The sequence below is a fragment of the Burkholderia sp. RF2-non_BP3 genome, from assembly GCF_001522185.1.
Lineage (GTDB): Bacteria > Pseudomonadota > Gammaproteobacteria > Burkholderiales > Burkholderiaceae > Burkholderia > Burkholderia diffusa.
This window is the reverse complement of sequence record NZ_LOSU01000024.1, coordinates 231,039-249,084: the sequence shown is the minus strand read 5'-3', so window position 1 is coordinate 249,084 and position 18,046 is coordinate 231,039. Positions and strand designations below refer to the sequence as shown.

The window sequence follows — 18,046 nt, the reverse complement described above, 5'->3', positions numbered from 1 at the left end:
GCGGGCGTTCGCGGTTGGGACGTCCGCCTCCGCGCGGTGGCGGTTCATAAAAAAACGCCACGGAACGCAGGTTCCGTGGCGTTTTTCATTGCGCCGCGCGCGATGCGCGGCACACGCGGGCGCGAACTTACTTCGTGTTCGCGTTCGCGGCGGCCACTGCCGTCATGTTGATGATCCGGCGCACGGTCGCGGCCGGCGTCAGGATGTGGACCGGCTTCGCCGCGCCGAGCAGGAGCGGGCCGACCGTCACGCCTTCGCCGCCGACCATCTTCAGCAGGTTGTACGCGATGTTCGCCGCTTCGACGTTCGGCATGATCAGCAGGTTCGCTTCGCCCGACAGCGTCGTGCCCGGGAATGCGGCCTTGCGGACCGCTTCCGACAGCGCCGCGTCGCCGTGCATTTCGCCGTCGACCTCGAGGTTCGGCGCACGCTCGCTGATCAGCTTGCGGGCTTCGGCCATGCGGCGCGACGACGCCGACGGCGCGCTGCCGAAGTTCGAATTCGACAGCAGCGCGGCCTTCGGCACGATGCCGAAGCGCTCGATCTCGGCGGCCGCCTGGATCGTCATGTCGGCGAGCTGTTCGGCGCTCGGCAGTTCGTTCACGTACGTGTCGCACAGGAACAGGTTGCGGCCCGGCAGCATCAGCAGGTTCATCGCCGCGAAGTGCTCGGCGCCCTTCGCACGGCCCAGCACCTGCTCGATGAACTTCAGGTGCGTGTGGTACGTGTCGATCATCCCGCAGATCATCCCGTCCGCATCGCCCAGATGCACGAGCATCGCGCCGATCAGCGTGTTGAACTTGCGCAGCGCGGCCTTCGCGACTTCCGGCGTGACGCCGTCGCGCGCGCCGATCTCGTGGTACGCCTGCCAGTAGCGGTGGTAGCGCGTGTCGTCTTCCGGATTCACGATCTCGAAATCGACGCCGGCCTTCAGCTTCGAGCCGATCTTCGCGAGACGCATCTCGACGACAGACGGACGGCCGACGATGATCGGCTTCGCGATCTTTTCCTGCAGCACGAACTGCGCGGCGCGCAGCACGCGCTCGTCCTCGCCCTCGGCGAACACGATGCGCGCCTGCTTCTTCTTCGCGGTCGCGAACACCGGGCGCATCACCATGCCGGTGCGGTAGACGGTCGCGCCGAGCTGCTCGCGGTATGCGTCCATGTCCTGGATCGGACGCGTGGCGACGCCCGAATCCATCGCGGCCTGCGCGACGGCCGGCGCGATCTTGATGATCAGGCGCGGATCGAACGGCTTCGGAATCAGGTATTCCGGCCCGAACTCGAGCGAGTGGCCTTCATACGCCTTCGCGACTTCCTCGCTCTGGTCGGTTTCCTCGGCCAGCTCGGCGATCGCGCGCACGCACGCGAGCTTCATTTCTTCCGTGATCGTCGTCGCGCCGACGTCGAGCGCGCCGCGGAAGATGAACGGGAAGCACAGCACGTTGTTGACCTGGTTCGGGTAGTCCGAACGGCCGGTCGCGACGATCGCGTCCGGGCGCACGGCCTTCGCGTCTTCCGGGCGGATTTCCGGTTCCGGGTTCGCGAGCGCCAGGATCAGCGGGCGGTCCCCCATCGTCTTGACCATGTCCTGCTTCAGCACGCCCGCGCTCGAGCAGCCGAGGAACACGTCCGCGCCGACGATCGCGTCGGCGAGCGTGCGCGCGTCGGTGGTCGCCGCGTAGCGCTGCTTCGACGGGTCGAGGTTGCCGCGCCCTTCGTAAATCACGCCCTTCGAATCGGCGACGAGGATGTTCGACTTCGTGAGGCCGAGGTTCACCAGCAGGTCCAGACACGCGATCGCCGCCGCGCCCGCGCCCGAGCACACGAGCTTCACTTCGGACAACTTCTTGCCGACCACCTTCAGGCCGTTCAGGATCGCGGCCGACGCGATGATCGCGGTGCCGTGCTGGTCGTCGTGGAAGACGGGGATCTTCATGCGCTCGCGCAGCTTCTGCTCGATGTAGAAGCATTCCGGCGCCTTGATGTCCTCGAGGTTGATGCCGCCGAGCGTCGGCTCGAGCATCGCGATCGCCTCGACGAGCTTGTCGGGGTCGGACTCCGACAGTTCGATGTCGAACACGTCGATGCCCGCGAACTTCTTGAACAGGCAGCCCTTGCCTTCCATCACCGGCTTCGCGGCCAGCGGGCCGATGTTGCCGAGGCCCAGCACGGCCGTGCCGTTCGTGATGACGCCGACGAGGTTGCCGCGCGACGTGTACTTCTGCGCGTCGAGCGGATCGGCGTGGATCGCCTCGCACGCGGCGGCGACGCCCGGCGAATACGCGAGCGACAGATCGAGCTGGTTCGACAGCGGCTTGGTCGGGGTGACCGAAATCTTGCCGGGTTTCGGGTTCAGGTGATAAGCGAGAGCGGCCTGCTTCAGTTGTTCGTCCATGATTGACCTGCGAGAGACATGCGAAATTTTGACGGTTCAGTACACAGCACCTTGGGCCGCGTCTGCTTGAATCGAAGGGGTGGTCGACTGCGAGACGGCACGCAGCGCGCCGGATCGGCACGCCATCGAACCTTGGCGGGTAGCAAGAGGAAAGTACAAAGTACTGAACGATTTCTAAGGGTCGCCTAGTGTACACCCCCTAAATGCCGTCCGTTGGTGCGGCGCCGCATCCTCCGCATCCGCATCGAGACGATTGCGCCCCGTTTGTTTCGCCGGTGGTGAGCCGCCCGTCGAACCTGCGGGAATTCCGCCGAAAACCGGCCTGGATCGGGTAAAATAGCGGGCTACGCGCGCAGCGATGCGGTCGGCCCGCCGATCGCACCCCGGCCCCTCGGGCAGGTTCCCCTTGCTGCGCCACCGGGCCCGCGCCCGCTCTTCGCTCATCACCCAAGGAATGCCCATGACAGGCTACGATCGTCAGTCGATCTCGGATACGACCGCCAAAATCCTGCTCGAAGTGCAGGCGGTGCACTTCAATGCCGAAAAACCGTTCATCTTCACGTCCGGCTGGGCAAGCCCCGTCTATATCGACTGCCGCAAGCTGATCTCGTATCCGCGCGTGCGTCGTGCGCTGATGGAAATGGCTGAAACGACGATCATGCGCGACGTCGGCTTCGAGCAGATCGACTCGGTGGCGGGCGGCGAGACGGCCGGCATCCCGTTCGCGGCATGGCTCGCGGATCGGATGATGGTGCCGATGCAGTACGTTCGCAAGAAGCCGAAGGGTTTCGGCCGCAACGCGCAGATCGAGGGTCATCTGGAAGAAGGCTCGCGCGTGCTGCTCGTGGAAGACCTGACGACCGACAGCCGCAGCAAGATCAACTTCGTCAATGCGCTGCGCACCGCGGGCGCGACGGTGAACCACTGCTTCGTGCTGTTCCACTACAACATCTTCAAGGAAAGCGTGTCGGTCCTGAAGGACATCGACGTCGACCTGCACGCGCTGGCGACCTGGTGGGACGTGCTGCGCGTCGCGAAGGCATCGGGCTACTTCGAGACCAAGACGCTCGACGAAGTCGAGAAGTTCCTGCACGCGCCGGCCGAGTGGTCGGCCGCGCACGGCGGCGCGACGGCCCCGAAGGAGTAATGCCGGGCCGGCACGCAGCCGGCACCCTGGCCGAAAGAGCCGCTCGCCTGACCGCGAGCGGTTTTTTTTCGTCCACCGATGCGCATCGGGGGCGGCCGAATCGCGGGCCGCCGCATGCATCGCTCATCGAACCCTAATGCTAGACTTGATCCATCGTCGCCATCAGCTGCGCGGGCAACGCACAACGCCAACAATGCCGGGAGCATCGGCCCGGCCCACGTGACGGGAGAAGCGCCATATGCGTGTGGATCGCCGGATCACTTCGCCTGCGTCCCCGGGTCGTCCTTCGCCGTTCATCGCCGCCCTTCCCTGCGCCGCCGCGTGCGTCGCGTTCGCCGTCCTGCCCGCGCGGGCGGAAGGCCCGTTCACCGTGTCGAGCAACGACCTGACGCCCGGCGGGCGCGTCAGCGCCGCGAACGTGTTCGACCGCGGCGACTGCAAGGGCGACAACCGTTCGCCGCAGCTCAGCTGGCGCAACCCGCCCCCCGGCACGCACGGCTACGCGATCACGATCTTCGATCCCGATGCGCCGGGGCACGGCTGGTGGCACTGGGCCGTCGCCGGCATCCCGGCGAGCGTCACGAACCTGCCGGCCGACGCGAGCGCGTCGGGCTTCCTGCGCCGCATCGGCGCGAGCGAGGCGCGCAACGACTTCGGGGTCGACGGCTACGGCGGCCCGTGCCCGCCGCCCGGCAAGCCGCATCGCTACGTGATCACCGTCTATGCGCTGAAGGGCACGGACCTGCGCGTCGCACAAGGGCGCCCCGCACCGATGTTCGAGCACGAGATCGGCACGCTGGCGATCGGCACCGCACGGCTCACGGTCACTTACGGACAGTGAGCGCGCATGCGCCTCCGCCTGCCCCATTGCGCGTGTCTCCGGCCGCGATCGCCCGCGCCCGCGAATTTCCCCACGCCGCGTGCGTGCTTTTCTCCCGTCATTTCGGCTTGCTAGACTCGGCGGCACCGGTCGCGGCATCCCGCCGCGCATCCGTCGCGCCGCCCGACCGCGGCGCGTGACGCGGCAGGCCGCGGCGCCCGCCGTGTCGTCCCTTCCGGAGAACGCTTCATGTCGAACATCGTCATCGTCTATCACAGCGGCTACGGTCACACGCAGAAACTGGCCGAAGCCGTCCACGCAGGCGCGCAGGACGCCGGCGCCACCGCACGCCTGATCGCCGTCGGCGAACTCGACGACGCGGGCTGGGCCGCGCTCGACGCGGCGGACGCGATCGTCTTCGGCGCGCCGACCTACATGGGCGGCCCGTCCGCGCAGTTCAAGCAGTTCGCCGATGCCACGTCGAAACCGTGGTTCACGCAGAAATGGAAGGACAAGATCGCCGCGGGCTTCACGAACTCCGCGACGATGAACGGCGACAAGTTCTCGACGATTCAGTATTTCGTCACGCTGGCGATGCAACATGGGATGGTGTGGGTCGGCACGGGCATGATGCCGGCCAACTCGAAGGCGGCCACCCGCAACGACATCAACTACGTCGGCGGCTTCACGGGCCTGCTCGCGCAGTCGCCGGCGGACGCGACGCCCGACGAGGGCCCGCTGCCCGGCGACCTCGAGACCGCGAAGGCGTTCGGCCGGCGCGTCGCCGACGCGACCGCCCGCTGGCTGGCCGGCGGCCGCTGAACGAACGCGGCGGCACGCGCGCCCGCTCGCGCCGCCGGTGACGCGGCAATGCGGCGCAGGCGCGCACGAGGGACACAAGACGGCCCGCGGGCCGTCCTTTTTTTGCCCCGCGCGGTGCAGGCCCGCCGGATGAGGTCTTAAAATGGCGGTTTCAGGGCGCCGCGGCTCCCGTTTCATTCAGCGAGAACGAAATGAGCACCAAAGTTTTTGTCGACGGCCAGGAAGGTACGACCGGCCTCAAGATCTTCGAATACCTGTCGGCGCGCAACGACATCGAGATCCTGCGCATCGATGAAGCGAAGCGCAAGGACGTCGACGAGCGCCGCCGCCTGATCAACGCATCGGACGTCACGTTCCTGTGCCTGCCGGACGTCGCGTCGCGCGAATCGGCATCGCTGGTCGAGAACCCGAACACGACGCTGATCGACGCGAGCACCGCGTTCCGCACGAACGCCGACTGGGCATACGGCCTGCCGGAACTGACGCGCGCGCAACGCGAGAAGATTCGCACGTCGAAGCGCATCGCCGTGCCGGGCTGCCATGCCTCGGCGTTCGTGCTCGCGATGCGTCCGCTCGTCGATGCCGGCATCGTCGCGCCGACCTTCGCCGCGCACAGCTATTCGATCACCGGCTACAGCGGCGGCGGCAAGTCGATGATCGCCGAATACGAAAACGCGGCGCCGGGCGGCAAGCTCGCGAGCCCGCGTCCGTATGCGCTCGCGCTCGCGCACAAGCACCTGCCGGAAATGGCCGCGCACACGGGCCTCACGCATGCGCCGATCTTCACGCCGATCGTCGGCCCGTTCCTGAAGGGCCTTGCCGTGACGACCTACTTCTCGCCCGAGCAGCTCGCGAAGCGCGCGACGCCGCAGGACGTGCAGCGCGTGTTCGCCGAGTACTACGCGGACGAACCGTTCGTGCGCGTCGCGCCGTTCAACGCGGATGCGAACCTCGACAGCGGTTTCTTCGACGTGCAGGCGAACAACGACACGAACCGCGTCGACCTGTTTGTGTTCGGCAACGAAGAGCGCTTCGTCACGGTCGCGCGCCTCGACAACCTGGGCAAGGGCGCATCGGGCGCCGCGATCCAGTGCATGAACCTCAACATCGGCGCCGCCGAGGATGCAGGCCTCAAGCGCTGATTCCGCTTGCATGCGATGCAAAGCCGGCCGCTGGCCGGCTTTTTATTTTCCCGTATCAGGCAATCAATAAAATCCGGTTCGCGCATTTACAAATATTTACAAGCTTTCCATTGCGCGATTACCGATTGATTAATTAACCCCATTTTATCCAGTCAATCCCGAATAGGGATAAACCGGATACCGCCGCTTTAAACGCTGCCGTTATACGCGTGAGGGCCTCGAGAGCCTTCCGTGCGTGGCAGCCGCCCCACTTCGGCAGCACTCTAGCGCCCTCCGCGCGTTTTAATTCTTACTGAAATCCAGATTCTGCAAGGATTCATTGCGTGCACGCTGTTTCAATCGCCTTTTTTAGACGAGTTCATCAATTGACAGCAAAAATCCAGACAGCGACATTAGCTCGCACAATTAAACGATTGGAGACAGCGGCATGTCGCACGCCTTATCGAAGGGGGTGGCAACGGCCTTTGCCATCGCCCCTTTCCTGATTGCCTGTGGTGGAGGGGACGGCGGCTCGCCCGCGCCGATCGAAGCGCCCCAATGTTCCGGATCGAGCTGCGGCACGCAAGGGCCGCCGCCGTCGCAGCCCATAAACGGCGCGCTGTGCCCGGCCGACGCCGACATCGTGAAGAGCACGTACCTCGGCGGCGCCGGTAGCGGCGAGATCGTCAGCGTCAACATCGACGCGGTCGCGATGACGTACACGCTCAAGTGGCTCGAATCGCCGATTCCGCTCGCGACCGGCACGGTCACGCCGAGCCGCGCCGGCACCACGATCACCGGCAAGGTCATCCACCCGCCGACCGGCACGCTGCCGACCGCGGAGCAGACGCGCTGCGCGTTCGTGCTCACGCCGGGTTCGGGCACGGCACCGAACGGCTCGACCTATTCGACGGCCGCCGACTTCAACCAGGCGAACCCGCCGATGCTGCTGGTCGGCATGGGCGTCGCGGGCGGCGGCATCCCCGGCGCGACGGTTCAGTACGACGGCCTGACGATCATCCCGGGCGTGATCCAGAACGTCGGCCAGGTGCCGAACCGCCACTTCGACTTCTATCCGTTCCTCGGCTTCGTGAACACGACGACCGACCTCACGAAGCTGCCCGGCACGTACAACGCGCTGATCTACCACCTCGTGCCGTCGAGCAACTACGCGACGAAGGGCACGAATTCGAGCGAGACGTTCGACACGAACGGCGCATGCACGTCGACGAATGCCGGCGGCTGCCAGACGACCGGCGATCCGTGGACGGCGAACGCGAGCGGCGGCTACCTCAACAGCGCGAAGGCGCCGCAGATCCTGCCGCAGACGCGGCTGCCGCTGATCGGCGCGACCGGCAAGTCGGCCACCGCGCACATGGTGATCGGCCAGCTCAACGGCGCGACCGTGCCGGTGGTCGTGCGCACGGGCAACGTGAACCTCGGCACGCCGCCGCTGCACGCCGACGCACAGGTCGACGACGAATCGGGCATCGCGGTGCTCGGCGCGGCGACCGCGATCCAGTCGGGCGCGATCGACGGCGGCTACGCGGGCGCCGATTCGAACTTCAAGTACACGGCCGCACTGATCCGCGGCGGCAACGCGTCGTTCATCAACCCGACCACGCAGGCAGAGGAAGACGCCTTCACGCTCGACTACGGCCAGGGAACGCCGGGCCTGCTCAACACGGCGACGACGCCGGCGAGCGGCGCGACCTATCCGTCCGCATCGGGCGTGGTGATCGCGACGGGCGGCCTGTACGCGGCGCTCATCCAGGGCACGGTGAACGGCGGAATCACGTCGACGTCGGCGAACGCGAGCACGTCGTCGACACCGTACTTCGGCGTGGGCGCACAGATCAGCAAGTAACGATCGGGGAAGCGGCGGCGGCCGGTGCGCCGCCGCGGGATGCAGGGAAGGCACGAAACGACGGCGCCCGGCACGGCGCACGCAGCACGAGCACAAGCAACAGAAGCGGTCGACAGGGAGCCGGCCGCCTGACAAGACAAATCTGGAGGAGCAACATGAAGCGCAACCTCGTTCTGGCGGCGGCCCTTGCCGCCCCCCTTCTTTCCGCATGCGGCGGCGGCAGCGACAACCCGCCCCCGCTCGTCGAAGACCGGCTCTGCCCCGCGACGCTCGACTACAGCACCGTGTTTACCGGCGGCGCGGGCAGCGGCGAACTGGCCAAGGTCCAGCTCGATACGACCAAGATGACCTGGCAGGTCACCTACGTCGAATCGGCGGTTCCGCAAAAGACCGGCACCGTCACGCCGACCCGCGCGGGCACCGTCGACAGCGGCACGCTCACGCAGGAAACGCTGCTGCCGACCAACAAGCTGAACCAGTGCGCATTCCGGCTGAACGGCGCGAGCCTCGACGCATCGCGTCCGGCGCGCATCTTCGTCGGCTTCGGCGTCGCGGGCGGCACGATTCCCGGCAAGGAGATCCAGTTCGACGGCGTGCTCGGCCAGGCCGCGGTGCCCGACACGAAATTCCCGTACTACCCGTTCATCGGCTTCTCGTCGATCGAAACCGACATCACGAAGGTCGCGGGCACGTACAGCCACATCGGCTTCGGCGAAGTGCCGTCGCAGAAATTCGCGCCGGCGTCGATCGACGCCAAGGTGACGATCAACGCGGACGGCACGTGGACCAAGTGCGACACGACCGGCCAGTTCGCCGGCGGCGCGTGCATGCAGCAGGGCACGAACTTCGTGCAGTCGGCCGACGGCAGCGGCGCGTTCCAGAGCAACAACTACCAGAGCCAGCTGAAGCCGACGCTGTCGGCGACGCCGCAGGGCAAGGGCTTCATGATCGTCGGCAAGCTGCGCAACCAGCTGGTGCCGATCCTCGTGCGCACGGGCGTCGCGAACCCGAACCCGACGCCCGACAGCAACGGCGTGCCGGGCCTGACCGCCGACGACGAATCGAGCATCTCGATCCTCTCGCCGCAGACCGCGATCGCCGCCGGCTCGCAGAACGGCGAATACATCGGCGTCGACAGCCAGTTCGACTACCGGACCACCGCGCTGATCGACAAGCAGGCCACGCTGCTCGATCCGTTCCAGCCGTCGCAGGCATCGCTCGCGACCGCGCTCGACCTGGACTACACGCAGAAGGTGCCGGGCACGGTCACGACGATCCACACGGGTTCGGGCAGCACGTCGCCGACCGGCAAGTTCATCTTCACGGGTGGCGTGTTCGGTTTCCTCGACAACGCGGGTTCGACGCCGTATTTCACGATCGGCGCGTTCGTCCAGTAAGCGGAGGCAAGCCGTGATGAAGAAGACCCTTCTTTGCGCGGCGGCCGGCGCCGCCGCGCTGGCGCCGCTCGCGGCGCACGCGCAGAGCGCCGGCAGCAACGTCGTCACGCTGGGCTGGTTCCACGTGATGCCGCAGCAAAGCAGCACGCCGATGACGACCAACGTCGCACCGACGCCGATCAACACGCCGCTGCGGCTGCCGCCGTCGTTCACGTCGCCGGGCACCGGGCTGCGCACGAGCGGCGCCGATACGGTCGGCCTGACGGTCAGCCACTTCCTGACCGACCATATCGCGGTCACGTCGGTGGCCGGCGTGCCGCCGGTGTTCAAGGTGTCGGGCCAGGGCACGATCAAGCCGCCCGGCCCTGCCGGCGCGCTCGGCACGCAGAACATCGGGCTGGCCTCGGTCAATCCGATCGTGAAGAGCGTGCGGCAGTGGAGCCCGGCGGCGATCCTGCAGTATTACTTCGGGGCGGCGAACGCGAAATTCCGGCCGTTCCTCGGCCTCGGCGTGTCGTACAACTGGTTCAGCGACCTGCAGCTCAACACGAACTTCATCAAGCAGACGCAGGACAACCTCGGCGCGATCCTCGCGGCGGGTGCGGGCAAGCCGGGTACGACATCGGTGGAAGCGAAGGCGTCGTCGTCATGGCAGCCGGTGTTCAACGCGGGCCTGCAGTACAACATGACGGAGCATTTCGGGCTGGTGGCGTCGGTGACGTATATCCCGCTGAAGACGACGTCGACGGTGACGATCAAGGCGGCCGACGGCACGGTGCTCGCCGAGTCGAAATCGGACCTGAAGGCCGACCCGATCATCAGCTACGTCGGGATGACCTACAAGTTCTGACGCCGGCGACGGAGGACGGACAGAGGACGAATGGATGGCCCGTGCAAAAAACGCGGGCAAAAAAAAGCCCGCCTAAGAGGCGGGCTGAATCCATATCAGAGGAGACATGGAGGAGACAGGTGTAACTATAGCGAATCGATTTCTGCATTGCAACATTTCCGTAGAGAAAATCAGGATTTTCCCTCGAATGCGCACTCTAGCGCGCTAGTTCGCACCTGACCCCTTCTCGTTCTCCCGGTCGAGCACCTCGCCCAGCGCATCGCGCAGCAGCGCGACCGGCCGCGTCAGGCGGCCCGGCAGCGCGCCGTGCACGATCCAGACGTTGATCCGCGTCTCCAGCCCCGCCGTTTCCACCACCCTCAGTGCATCGCGATGCGCACTGCGCGCCAGCGCATTCGGCGACGCGATCCCGATGCCCGCGCCGCGCGCCACGAGCGACAGCTGCAACTCCGAACCGAACGCCTCGACCGCGACGTCGAACGGCAGCCCGGCCGCGCCGAGCGCACGGCTCAGCGCCGATCGCATCCCGCAACCGTCCTGGCTCAGCACCCACGGAAAACCCGACAGCACGTCGAGCGACAGCGGGCCGTCGGGCAGCGGGAAGTCGCGCGCGGCGACGAGTACGGTCGGCTGCGTGCCGAGCAGCGTGGCCGTCAGCGTGTCGGGTAGCGCCGCGCTGGCCGGCACCATGACCGTCGCCACGTCGAGCGTGCCGCGCTCGATGCCCTGCACCAGCGCCGGCGACCAGCCGGCCGTCACGCGCAGCGTCAGCCGCGGAAACGTGTCGCGCAGCCGATCGATCGGCCGCTCGAGCGCCAGCTCGGACAGGAACGGCGGCACGCCGATGCGCAGTTCGCCGGACGGCTCGCTGTCGGGCGCGCCGGCCGCCATCAATTCGTCGACCGCACCCAGCACGTTGCGCGCGAGCGCATAGACGTCGCGCCCGGCGGCCGTCGGCTTCAGCGGCTTGCTCTGCCGCTCGAGCAGCGGCATGCCCAGCAGCGTTTCGAGGTTCTGCACGCGTCGCGTGAGGCCCGGCTGCGTCAGATGAAGCTTCGCGGCGGCGGCGACCATCGACCCGCTGTCGACCACCGCGACGAACGCCTGGAGATCACGCGTATTCAAAGCAAACTCGCATAATCATGTTAGACATATTTCAATTGTCGCATAAACATCGGGCGCCTACGATGGGGATTTCTTCGCTCGAAATCCCAGGCTCCCGATGAACTGCCCTGCCGATTCCTGCTCGCCCGCCGGCCACCCCGCGCGCGGCGCACCGCCGCCCGCACTCAGTGCGGGCATGACGCTCTTCTTCGCCGCGACGGTCGGCGTGATCGTGATGGACCTGTTCGCCGCGCAGCCGTTGACCGGCCCGATCAGCGCGGACCTGCGGCTGCCGTCCGGCCTCGCGGGCCTCGTCGCGATGCTGCCGCAGCTCGGTTACGCAGCGGGCCTCGTGCTGCTGGTGCCGCTCGTCGACCTGCTCGAGAACCGCCGTCTGATCGTCGCGACGCTCGTCGCGTGCGCGGCCGCGCTCGCACTGCCGGCGTTCACGCGATCCGGCACCGTCTTCCTGCTCGCGACGCTGGCCGCGGGCGCCGCGTCGAGCGTGATCCAGATGCTGGTGCCGATGGCCGCGTCGATGGCGCCCGAAGCGCAGCGCGGGCGAGCGGTCGGCAACGTGATGAGCGGATTGATGCTCGGCATCCTGCTGTCGCGGCCACTCGCCAGCCTGATCGCGGGCACGGCCGGCTGGCGCGCGTTCTATGCGCTGGCCGCGCTCGCGAACGCGGGGATCGCGGCGGTGCTCGCGCTACGCTTGCCGCCGCGCGTGCCGCCGATGACGGCCGGCTATCGCGCGCTGCTCGCGTCGATGGGCCGCCTGCTGGCCGACGAACCCGTGCTGCGCCGACATGCGCTGTCGGCCGCGCTCGCGATGGCCGCGTTCAGCGCGTTCTGGACCGCCGTCGGGCTGCGGCTGGCGCAGCCGCCGTTCGGCCTCGACCTGCACGGAATCGCGCTGTTCGCGTTCGCCGGCGCGAGCGGTGCGATCGTCACGCCGCTGGCCGGCCGCGCCGGCGATCGCGGCCACGGCCCGGCCGCGCAGCGCATCGCGCACGTGACGATGCTCGCCGCGCTCACCGTGCTCGGCATCGCCGGCGCCGGCTGGTTCGGCTTCGATGCGTCGGCGCACCGCGGGCTCGCGCTGGCGCTGCTGGCCAGCGGCGCGGCGCTGCTCGATGCGGGCGTGATCGTCGACCAGACGATCGGCCGCCGCGAAATCAACCTGCTGAACCCGGCCGCGCGCGGACGTCTGAACGGGCTGTTCGTCGGGTTGTTCTTCGTCGGCGGGGCACTCGGCGCGGCGCTCGCGGGCAGCGCATGGGCGTGGGGCGGGTGGAGCGCCGTGTGCGGCGTCGGCTTCGCATTCGCGGGCGCGGCCGCGGCATTCGGCTGGTCGGCCGGCCGCCGGACCGGCGCCGCCGCATGGCCGCGCGCGTGATGCGGGCCCGGACAGGAAAACGCCCCGCCCTCTGACGAGGTGCGGGGCGTCCGGCGGAACGCGCGGGCCGAATTCAGTGACGAACCAGCGCCATCATCGCGCCGAAGCCGACGAAGAGGCCGCCCGTCAGCCGGTTGAAGACCTTCGCGACGCTCTGGCTCTTCAGCGTCGCGCCGATGCGCGTGCCGAACGACGCGTAGACGAGATACCAGCTGACCTCGATCACCGCGAACGTGACGACGAGGATGCCGAACTGCGGCAGCGTCGGCTCGGATGCGTTGATGAACTGCGGCAGCAACGCGGCCGCGAACAGGATCGCCTTCGGGTTGCTGCCCGCGACCAGGAAACCATTGCGGAACAGCACCCAGCGCGATGCCGACGCGACCTGGCGCGACACGGTTTCGACATCGGTCGCGGGCTGCTCGTCGTCGACGCGCGCGCGCCACGCCTTCACGCCGAGATAGATCAGGTAGGCCGCGCCTGCAAAGCGCAACGTGTTGAACATCGCCGGCCATGCCTCGAGCACGGCGCCGAGGCCCGCCGCCGACACCGACAGCATCAGCACCAGCGCGGTGAGGCAGCCGGCCATCGTCCACGCCGAACGCCGCAGCCCGTGCCGCGCGCCGTGCGTCATCACGAGCAGCATGTTCGGACCCGGAATCGCCGACACGACGAACACCGTCGCCACGAAAAGCCACCACGTATGCAGGTTCATGCCCACCCCGATCGAAAGAGAAACGAAATGTCGATTATGCCGCGCGCGCGGCGTGTCTGTCCCGCGTCGGCTCAGCGGCCCGCGCGGCGCAGCGCGACTTCGCCGAGCACCGCGAAGTCCTGTTCGCCGCCGCCGTGCGCGAGCGCATCGAGCAGGCTGTCGCGCACGACGCTCGCCACCGGCAGCGGGACCGATACGGCGTCGCCGGCCTGCAGCGCGAGGCGCACGTCCTTCAGCCCGAGGCGCGCCTTGAAACGCGCGGGTTCGTAGCTGCGCTCGGCGATCATCCCGCCGTAGCCTTCGTAGACCGGCCCCGGAAACACGCTGTTCGTGATCACGTCGAGGAAGTCGCGCATCGCGACGCCGTGCGCGCCGAGCAGCGCGGACGCCTCGCCGAGCGTCTCGATCGCCGACGCGAGCGTGAAATTCGCCGCGATCTTCGCGACGTTCGCATGCTGCGGCAGCGAGCCGAAGCGCCAGGTCTTCTGGCCGATCGCGTCGAACAGCGGCTGCACGCGGTCGATGGCCTCGGCCGGGCCACCGGCCATGATCGTCAGGCGCGCGGCGGCCGCGACGTCCGGGCGCCCCATCACGGGCGCGGCGACGTACGCGAGACCGCGCGACGCATGCGCGTGCGCGAGCGACTCGGCGAGCGCGACCGACACCGTGGCCATGTTCACGTGAATCAGGCCGCGCGGCGCCTGCGCGAGCAGTGCGTCGTCGAATACTTCGCGCGCCGCGGCATCGTCGGCGAGCATCGAGAACACGGCATCGCCGCGAAACGCGTCGGCCGGCGTCGCGACGATCTGCGCGCCGAGCGCGGCGAGCGGCTCGGCACGCTCGCGCGACCGGTTCCAGACCCGCACGGCATGCCCTGCCTTCAGCAGGTTCGTCGCGATCGCCTGCCCCATTTCGCCCAGCCCGATAAATCCGAGATCCATTTCCCGCTCCTTCGACTCGTGAAGCGTGGAGTTAAACACAGATGGCGGTGACCTGCAGCCCCGGCGGCGCGCGGTGCGATACTGCCCGGATGGCGACCGCGACCTTCCGCTTCCACGGCGAACTGAACGCGTTTCTCGCTCGCGCCCAGCGCGAGCGCGCGTTTGCGCACGCGTTTGCCCGCGACGCGACGGTCAAGCATGCGATCGAGGCGCTCGGCGTCCCGCATACGGAAATCGGCCGGCTCTGCGTGAACGGCGCACCGTCCGGCCTCGACCGGCCGCTCGGCGACGGCGACCGCGTCGACATCCATCCGGAGCGCGCGCAGCCGGCGGGCGCATCGCTGCTGCCGCGACCGGACCATTGGCGCTTCGTCGCCGACGCGCATCTCGGCGGCCTTGCGCAGCTGCTGCGCCTCGCCGGCTTCGACACCTGCTACGACAACCACTACCGCGACGACGAACTCGTCGCGCTCGCCTCGCGCGAAGGCCGGATCGTGCTGACCCGCGACCGCGAGCTGCTGAAGCGCCGCGCGGTCGCACGCGGCTGCTACCTGCACGCGCAGCAGCCCGACGCGCAGTTGCGCGAGCTGTTCGCGCGGCTCGACCTCGCGCCGCACATGCGGCCGTTCCGGCTGTGCCTGCGCTGCAACGCGCCGCTGCACGCGCTCGATGCGGCGGACGCCGCCCCGCGCGTGCCGGACGGCGTCCGGCAGCGGCACCGGCGCTTTGCCGCGTGCGACGTGTGCCGGCGCGTGTTCTGGGAAGGGTCGCACTGGCGGCGCATGCGCGCGGTGGTCGACGCGATGCGCACGCCGCCGCCCGCGGCCCTCGACGTTCCGGACGTCGCGGACGCCTGAAAAAACAAAACCCCGCAGGCCGGAGCGTGCGGGGTTTCGCGACGGGCGGCTGGCAGGGCCAGCCCCGGCGAAGCGTGCTTAGTTCTGCGCGCCTGCGTCGTTCGTGCCGGCGGCCGAAGCGGCTGCGGCCTTCGCCTTGCCCTTGGCCGAGCCGTGCCGCTTCAGTTGGTGCTTCGGCTTGCTGTGATCCTTCTTGGCCGGTGCCGATGCCGCGGCCGACGTGTCGGCTGCCGGCGCCGACGCCTGTGCGAATGCCGAAACCGATGCGAGAGCGAATGCTGCGGTCATGATCGAAGCGAGCGTCTTCTTCATTGTTCTTCCTTTAGCGGAGAAAAAGTCAAACGTACCGGTAAGAGATGCGAGGCATCCGCATCGGAACATCAGTCGCGCCGGGCTGCCGGTCGCCGCCGGGCGGGTCGGCGCCTGCCTTTCCGCCTCGACGAATTCTGATGCACTGGCTCCATAACGCGTCGCCCGCGCGACGAGTTGACATGCGGCTTGCTTCCTTCGGGTTTCCCCGTAGGCGCCGGTTTCGGGCCCGCGCGACGCGCCGCGGCACGTGCATCAATCGTCCGACAAACCGCCTCTCGCGCCCGCGGCGGCGACGCTATACTGGCCTCCTTCCGTCCCAACCGGACGCGGCCGGTCGCGAGACCGCCGCCGTCGCGAGGCGCCCAAATTGCCCGATCACAATCTGGACAAACTGAAAATCGACCGGCGTCCTGTCGCGACCGCGCCACGCCGGCGCCGGTGGGTCCGCTATGCGGTCGCCGCCGCGCTCGTCATCGTCGCGATCGTCGTCGCGCTGGCGCTCACCGGCCGCCCGACGGTCGACACGACCGCCGTCACATCCGCCTACCCGTACCAGAACGACACCCAGCTCAACGCGACCGGCTACGTCGTGCCGCAGCGCAAGGCCGCGGTCGCATCGAAGGGCCAGGGGCGCGTCGAATGGCTCGGCGTGCTCGAAGGCACGCGCGTGAAGAAGGACGAGATCATCGCGCGGCTCGAAAGCCGCGACGTGCAGGCGTCGCTGGCGCAGGCCCGCGCGCAGGCGCAAGTCTCCCGCGCCAATCTCGGCGTCGCTCAGGCGGAGCTGAAGGACGCGCAGATCGCGCTGCGCCGCACCGCCGCGCTCGCGCCGAAGGGCGCGGTGCCGGCCGCGCAGCTCGACATCGACACGGCCCGCGTGAACAAGGCGCGCGCGTCGGTCAACAGCGACGAGGCCGCGATCGCGTCCGCCGAAGCCAATGCGCAGGCCGCGCAGGTCGCGGTCGATCAGACCGTGATCCGCGCGCCGTTCGACGGCATCGTGCTGGCAAAACACGCGAACGTCGGCGACAACATCACGCCGTTCTCGTCCGCGTCGGACAGCAAGGGCGCGGTCGTGACGATCGCCGACATGGACACGCTCGAGGTCGAGGCCGACGTCGCCGAATCGAACATCGCGAAGATCCGCGCGGAGCAGCCGTGCGAGATCCAGCTCGACGCGCTACCCGACATGCGCTTCGCGGGCCGCGTGTCGCGCATCGTGCCGACCGTCGACCGCTCGAAGGCGACGGTGCTCGTGAAGGTGCGTTTCGTCGACCGCGACGAGCGCGTGCTGCCCGACATGAGCGCGAAGATCGCGTTCCTGTCGAAGCCCGCGTCGCCGCAGGACCGGCAGCCGGTGACGGCCGTGCAGGCGAGCGCGGTGGTCGAGCGCGACGGCCGGCCGGTCGTGTTCGTCGTGAAGGACGACACCGTGCATGCGGCGGCGGTGACCAAGGGCGCGCGGATCGGCGAACTCGTCGCGATCCGCGGCGTGAAGCCCGGCGACACGGTCGTGCTCGCGCCGGGCGCGAAGCTGAAGGACGGCGCGAAAGTGGCCGTCGCCAAGAAGTAGCGTGGCGCGCGTGAACGACGCCGCGCCGCCGCTCGTCGAGATCAGCCACGTCGCGAAGTCGTACCGGCGCGGCAACCAGATCGTGCCGGTGCTGACCGACATCACGCTCGACATCGGCGAAGGCGACTTCGTCGCGCTGATGGGGCCGTCGGGTTCCGGCAAGAGCACGCTGCTCAATCTCGTCGCCGGCATCGACCGGCCCGACAGTGGCGAGCTGCGCGTGGGCGGCCTCGACATCTCGCGGCTCGAGGAAGCGCAACTGGCCGAATGGCGCGCGGCGAACGTCGGCTTCATCTTCCAGTTCTACAACCTGATGCCCGTGCTCACCGCGTTCGAGAACGTCGAGCTGCCGCTGATGCTCACGCACCTGTCGCGCCGCGAACGGCGCGAGCGCGTCGAGCTGGTGCTCGACATGGTGCATCTCGGCGACCGGGCGACCCATTATCCGTCCGAGCTGTCGGGCGGCCAGCAGCAGCGCGTCGCGATCGCGCGCGCGTTGATCACCGATCCGGTGCTGATCGTCGCCGACGAGCCGACCGGCGACCTCGACCGCGCATCAGCCACCGACGTGCTCGCGATGCTGCAGCGGATGAACGCCGAGCTCGGCAAGACGATCATCATGGTGACCCACGACGCGCACGCGGCCGCCGCCGCGCGCTCGCTCGTGCATCTGGAAAAAGGGGAGCTGATCGATGGGCACGCCGTCTGACGGACGCGAGCGCG

At 68.3% G+C, this 18,046-nt stretch carries 16 protein-coding genes; 11 read left to right on the top strand and 5 right to left on the bottom strand.

The window, feature by feature from the left end; all coding sequences use genetic code 11:
• Positions 1–127 precede the first annotated feature (127 nt).
• Complete coding sequence (locus WS45_RS10435) at positions 128–2,398, bottom strand: NADP-dependent malic enzyme (protein ID WP_059533385.1); 2,271 nt, start codon at positions 2,396–2,398, stop codon at positions 128–130.
• 460 nt (positions 2,399–2,858) lie between these two features.
• Between WS45_RS10435 and WS45_RS10430 the strand changes: the two genes are divergently transcribed.
• From WS45_RS10430 to WS45_RS10400, 7 genes are all read left to right on the top strand, one after another.
• The gene (locus WS45_RS10430) at positions 2,859–3,545 is read left to right on the top strand and encodes an orotate phosphoribosyltransferase (RefSeq protein WP_006752465.1); all 687 of its coding nucleotides are present in this window, start codon (positions 2,859–2,861) and stop codon (positions 3,543–3,545) included.
• A 238-nt stretch (positions 3,546–3,783) separates the two neighbouring features.
• Positions 3,784–4,386 (top strand): YbhB/YbcL family Raf kinase inhibitor-like protein, encoded by a 603-nt coding sequence (locus WS45_RS10425; protein WP_059699703.1) that lies wholly within the window; start codon positions 3,784–3,786, stop codon positions 4,384–4,386.
• A 228-nt stretch (positions 4,387–4,614) separates the two neighbouring features.
• Positions 4,615–5,187, top strand: a complete 573-nt coding sequence (locus WS45_RS10420) for a flavodoxin family protein (protein WP_059533389.1) — start codon at positions 4,615–4,617, stop codon at positions 5,185–5,187.
• Between the two features lie 191 nt (positions 5,188–5,378).
• Positions 5,379–6,329 carry an N-acetyl-gamma-glutamyl-phosphate reductase gene (gene argC, locus WS45_RS10415; protein ID WP_059533391.1) on the top strand — a complete coding sequence of 317 codons (951 nt, stop codon included), beginning with the start codon at positions 5,379–5,381 and terminating at the stop codon, positions 6,327–6,329.
• Positions 6,330–6,756: 427 nt separating this feature from the next.
• Complete coding sequence (locus WS45_RS10410) at positions 6,757–8,175, top strand: DUF2957 domain-containing protein (protein ID WP_059699701.1); 1,419 nt, start codon at positions 6,757–6,759, stop codon at positions 8,173–8,175.
• A gap of 155 nt (positions 8,176–8,330) precedes the next feature.
• A complete protein-coding gene (locus tag WS45_RS10405; protein ID WP_059533395.1) occupies positions 8,331–9,572 on the top strand; it encodes a DUF2957 domain-containing protein in 1,242 nt (413 codons plus the stop codon).
• A 16-nt stretch (positions 9,573–9,588) separates the two neighbouring features.
• On the top strand, positions 9,589–10,422 hold the full coding sequence (locus WS45_RS10400; protein ID WP_059533397.1) for an OmpW/AlkL family protein: 834 nt from the start codon (positions 9,589–9,591) through the stop codon (positions 10,420–10,422).
• A gap of 204 nt (positions 10,423–10,626) precedes the next feature.
• Here WS45_RS10400 and WS45_RS10395 read toward each other — a convergent pair whose 3' ends face one another.
• Positions 10,627–11,547 (bottom strand): LysR family transcriptional regulator, encoded by a 921-nt coding sequence (locus WS45_RS10395; protein WP_059533398.1) that lies wholly within the window; start codon positions 11,545–11,547, stop codon positions 10,627–10,629.
• Between the two features lie 97 nt (positions 11,548–11,644).
• Here WS45_RS10395 and WS45_RS10390 point away from each other — a divergent pair, with 97 nt between their 5' ends.
• The gene (locus WS45_RS10390; protein ID WP_059699698.1) at positions 11,645–12,925 is read left to right on the top strand and encodes an MFS transporter; all 1,281 of its coding nucleotides are present in this window, start codon (positions 11,645–11,647) and stop codon (positions 12,923–12,925) included.
• A 73-nt stretch (positions 12,926–12,998) separates the two neighbouring features.
• Here the strand turns inward: WS45_RS10390 and WS45_RS10385 are convergent, their stop codons facing one another.
• Together WS45_RS10385 and WS45_RS10380 are read right to left on the bottom strand one after the other, a co-directional pair.
• Positions 12,999–13,640: a LysE family translocator gene (locus WS45_RS10385; RefSeq protein WP_059533403.1), complete on the bottom strand. Its 642-nt coding sequence runs from the start codon at positions 13,638–13,640 to the stop codon at positions 12,999–13,001.
• A 71-nt stretch (positions 13,641–13,711) separates the two neighbouring features.
• The gene (locus WS45_RS10380; RefSeq protein WP_223963041.1) at positions 13,712–14,620 is read right to left on the bottom strand and encodes an NAD(P)-dependent oxidoreductase; all 909 of its coding nucleotides are present in this window, start codon (positions 14,618–14,620) and stop codon (positions 13,712–13,714) included.
• 50 nt (positions 14,621–14,670) lie between these two features.
• Between WS45_RS10380 and WS45_RS10375 the strand changes: the two genes are divergently transcribed.
• Positions 14,671–15,438: a Mut7-C RNAse domain-containing protein gene (locus WS45_RS10375; RefSeq protein WP_059691559.1), complete on the top strand. Its 768-nt coding sequence runs from the start codon at positions 14,671–14,673 to the stop codon at positions 15,436–15,438.
• A 78-nt stretch (positions 15,439–15,516) separates the two neighbouring features.
• Here WS45_RS10375 and WS45_RS10370 read toward each other — a convergent pair whose 3' ends face one another.
• A complete protein-coding gene (locus WS45_RS10370; protein ID WP_040126461.1) occupies positions 15,517–15,750 on the bottom strand; it encodes a hypothetical protein in 234 nt (77 codons plus the stop codon).
• A 367-nt stretch (positions 15,751–16,117) separates the two neighbouring features.
• Here WS45_RS10370 and WS45_RS10365 point away from each other — a divergent pair, with 367 nt between their 5' ends.
• On the top strand, positions 16,118–17,323 hold the full coding sequence (locus WS45_RS10365; RefSeq protein WP_059699696.1) for an efflux RND transporter periplasmic adaptor subunit: 1,206 nt from the start codon (positions 16,118–16,120) through the stop codon (positions 17,321–17,323).
• A 10-nt stretch (positions 17,324–17,333) separates the two neighbouring features.
• Positions 17,334–18,032, top strand: coding sequence for an ABC transporter ATP-binding protein (locus tag WS45_RS10360; protein WP_059533517.1), 699 nt, complete (start codon positions 17,334–17,336; stop codon positions 18,030–18,032).
• Positions 18,033–18,046 lie beyond the last annotated feature (14 nt).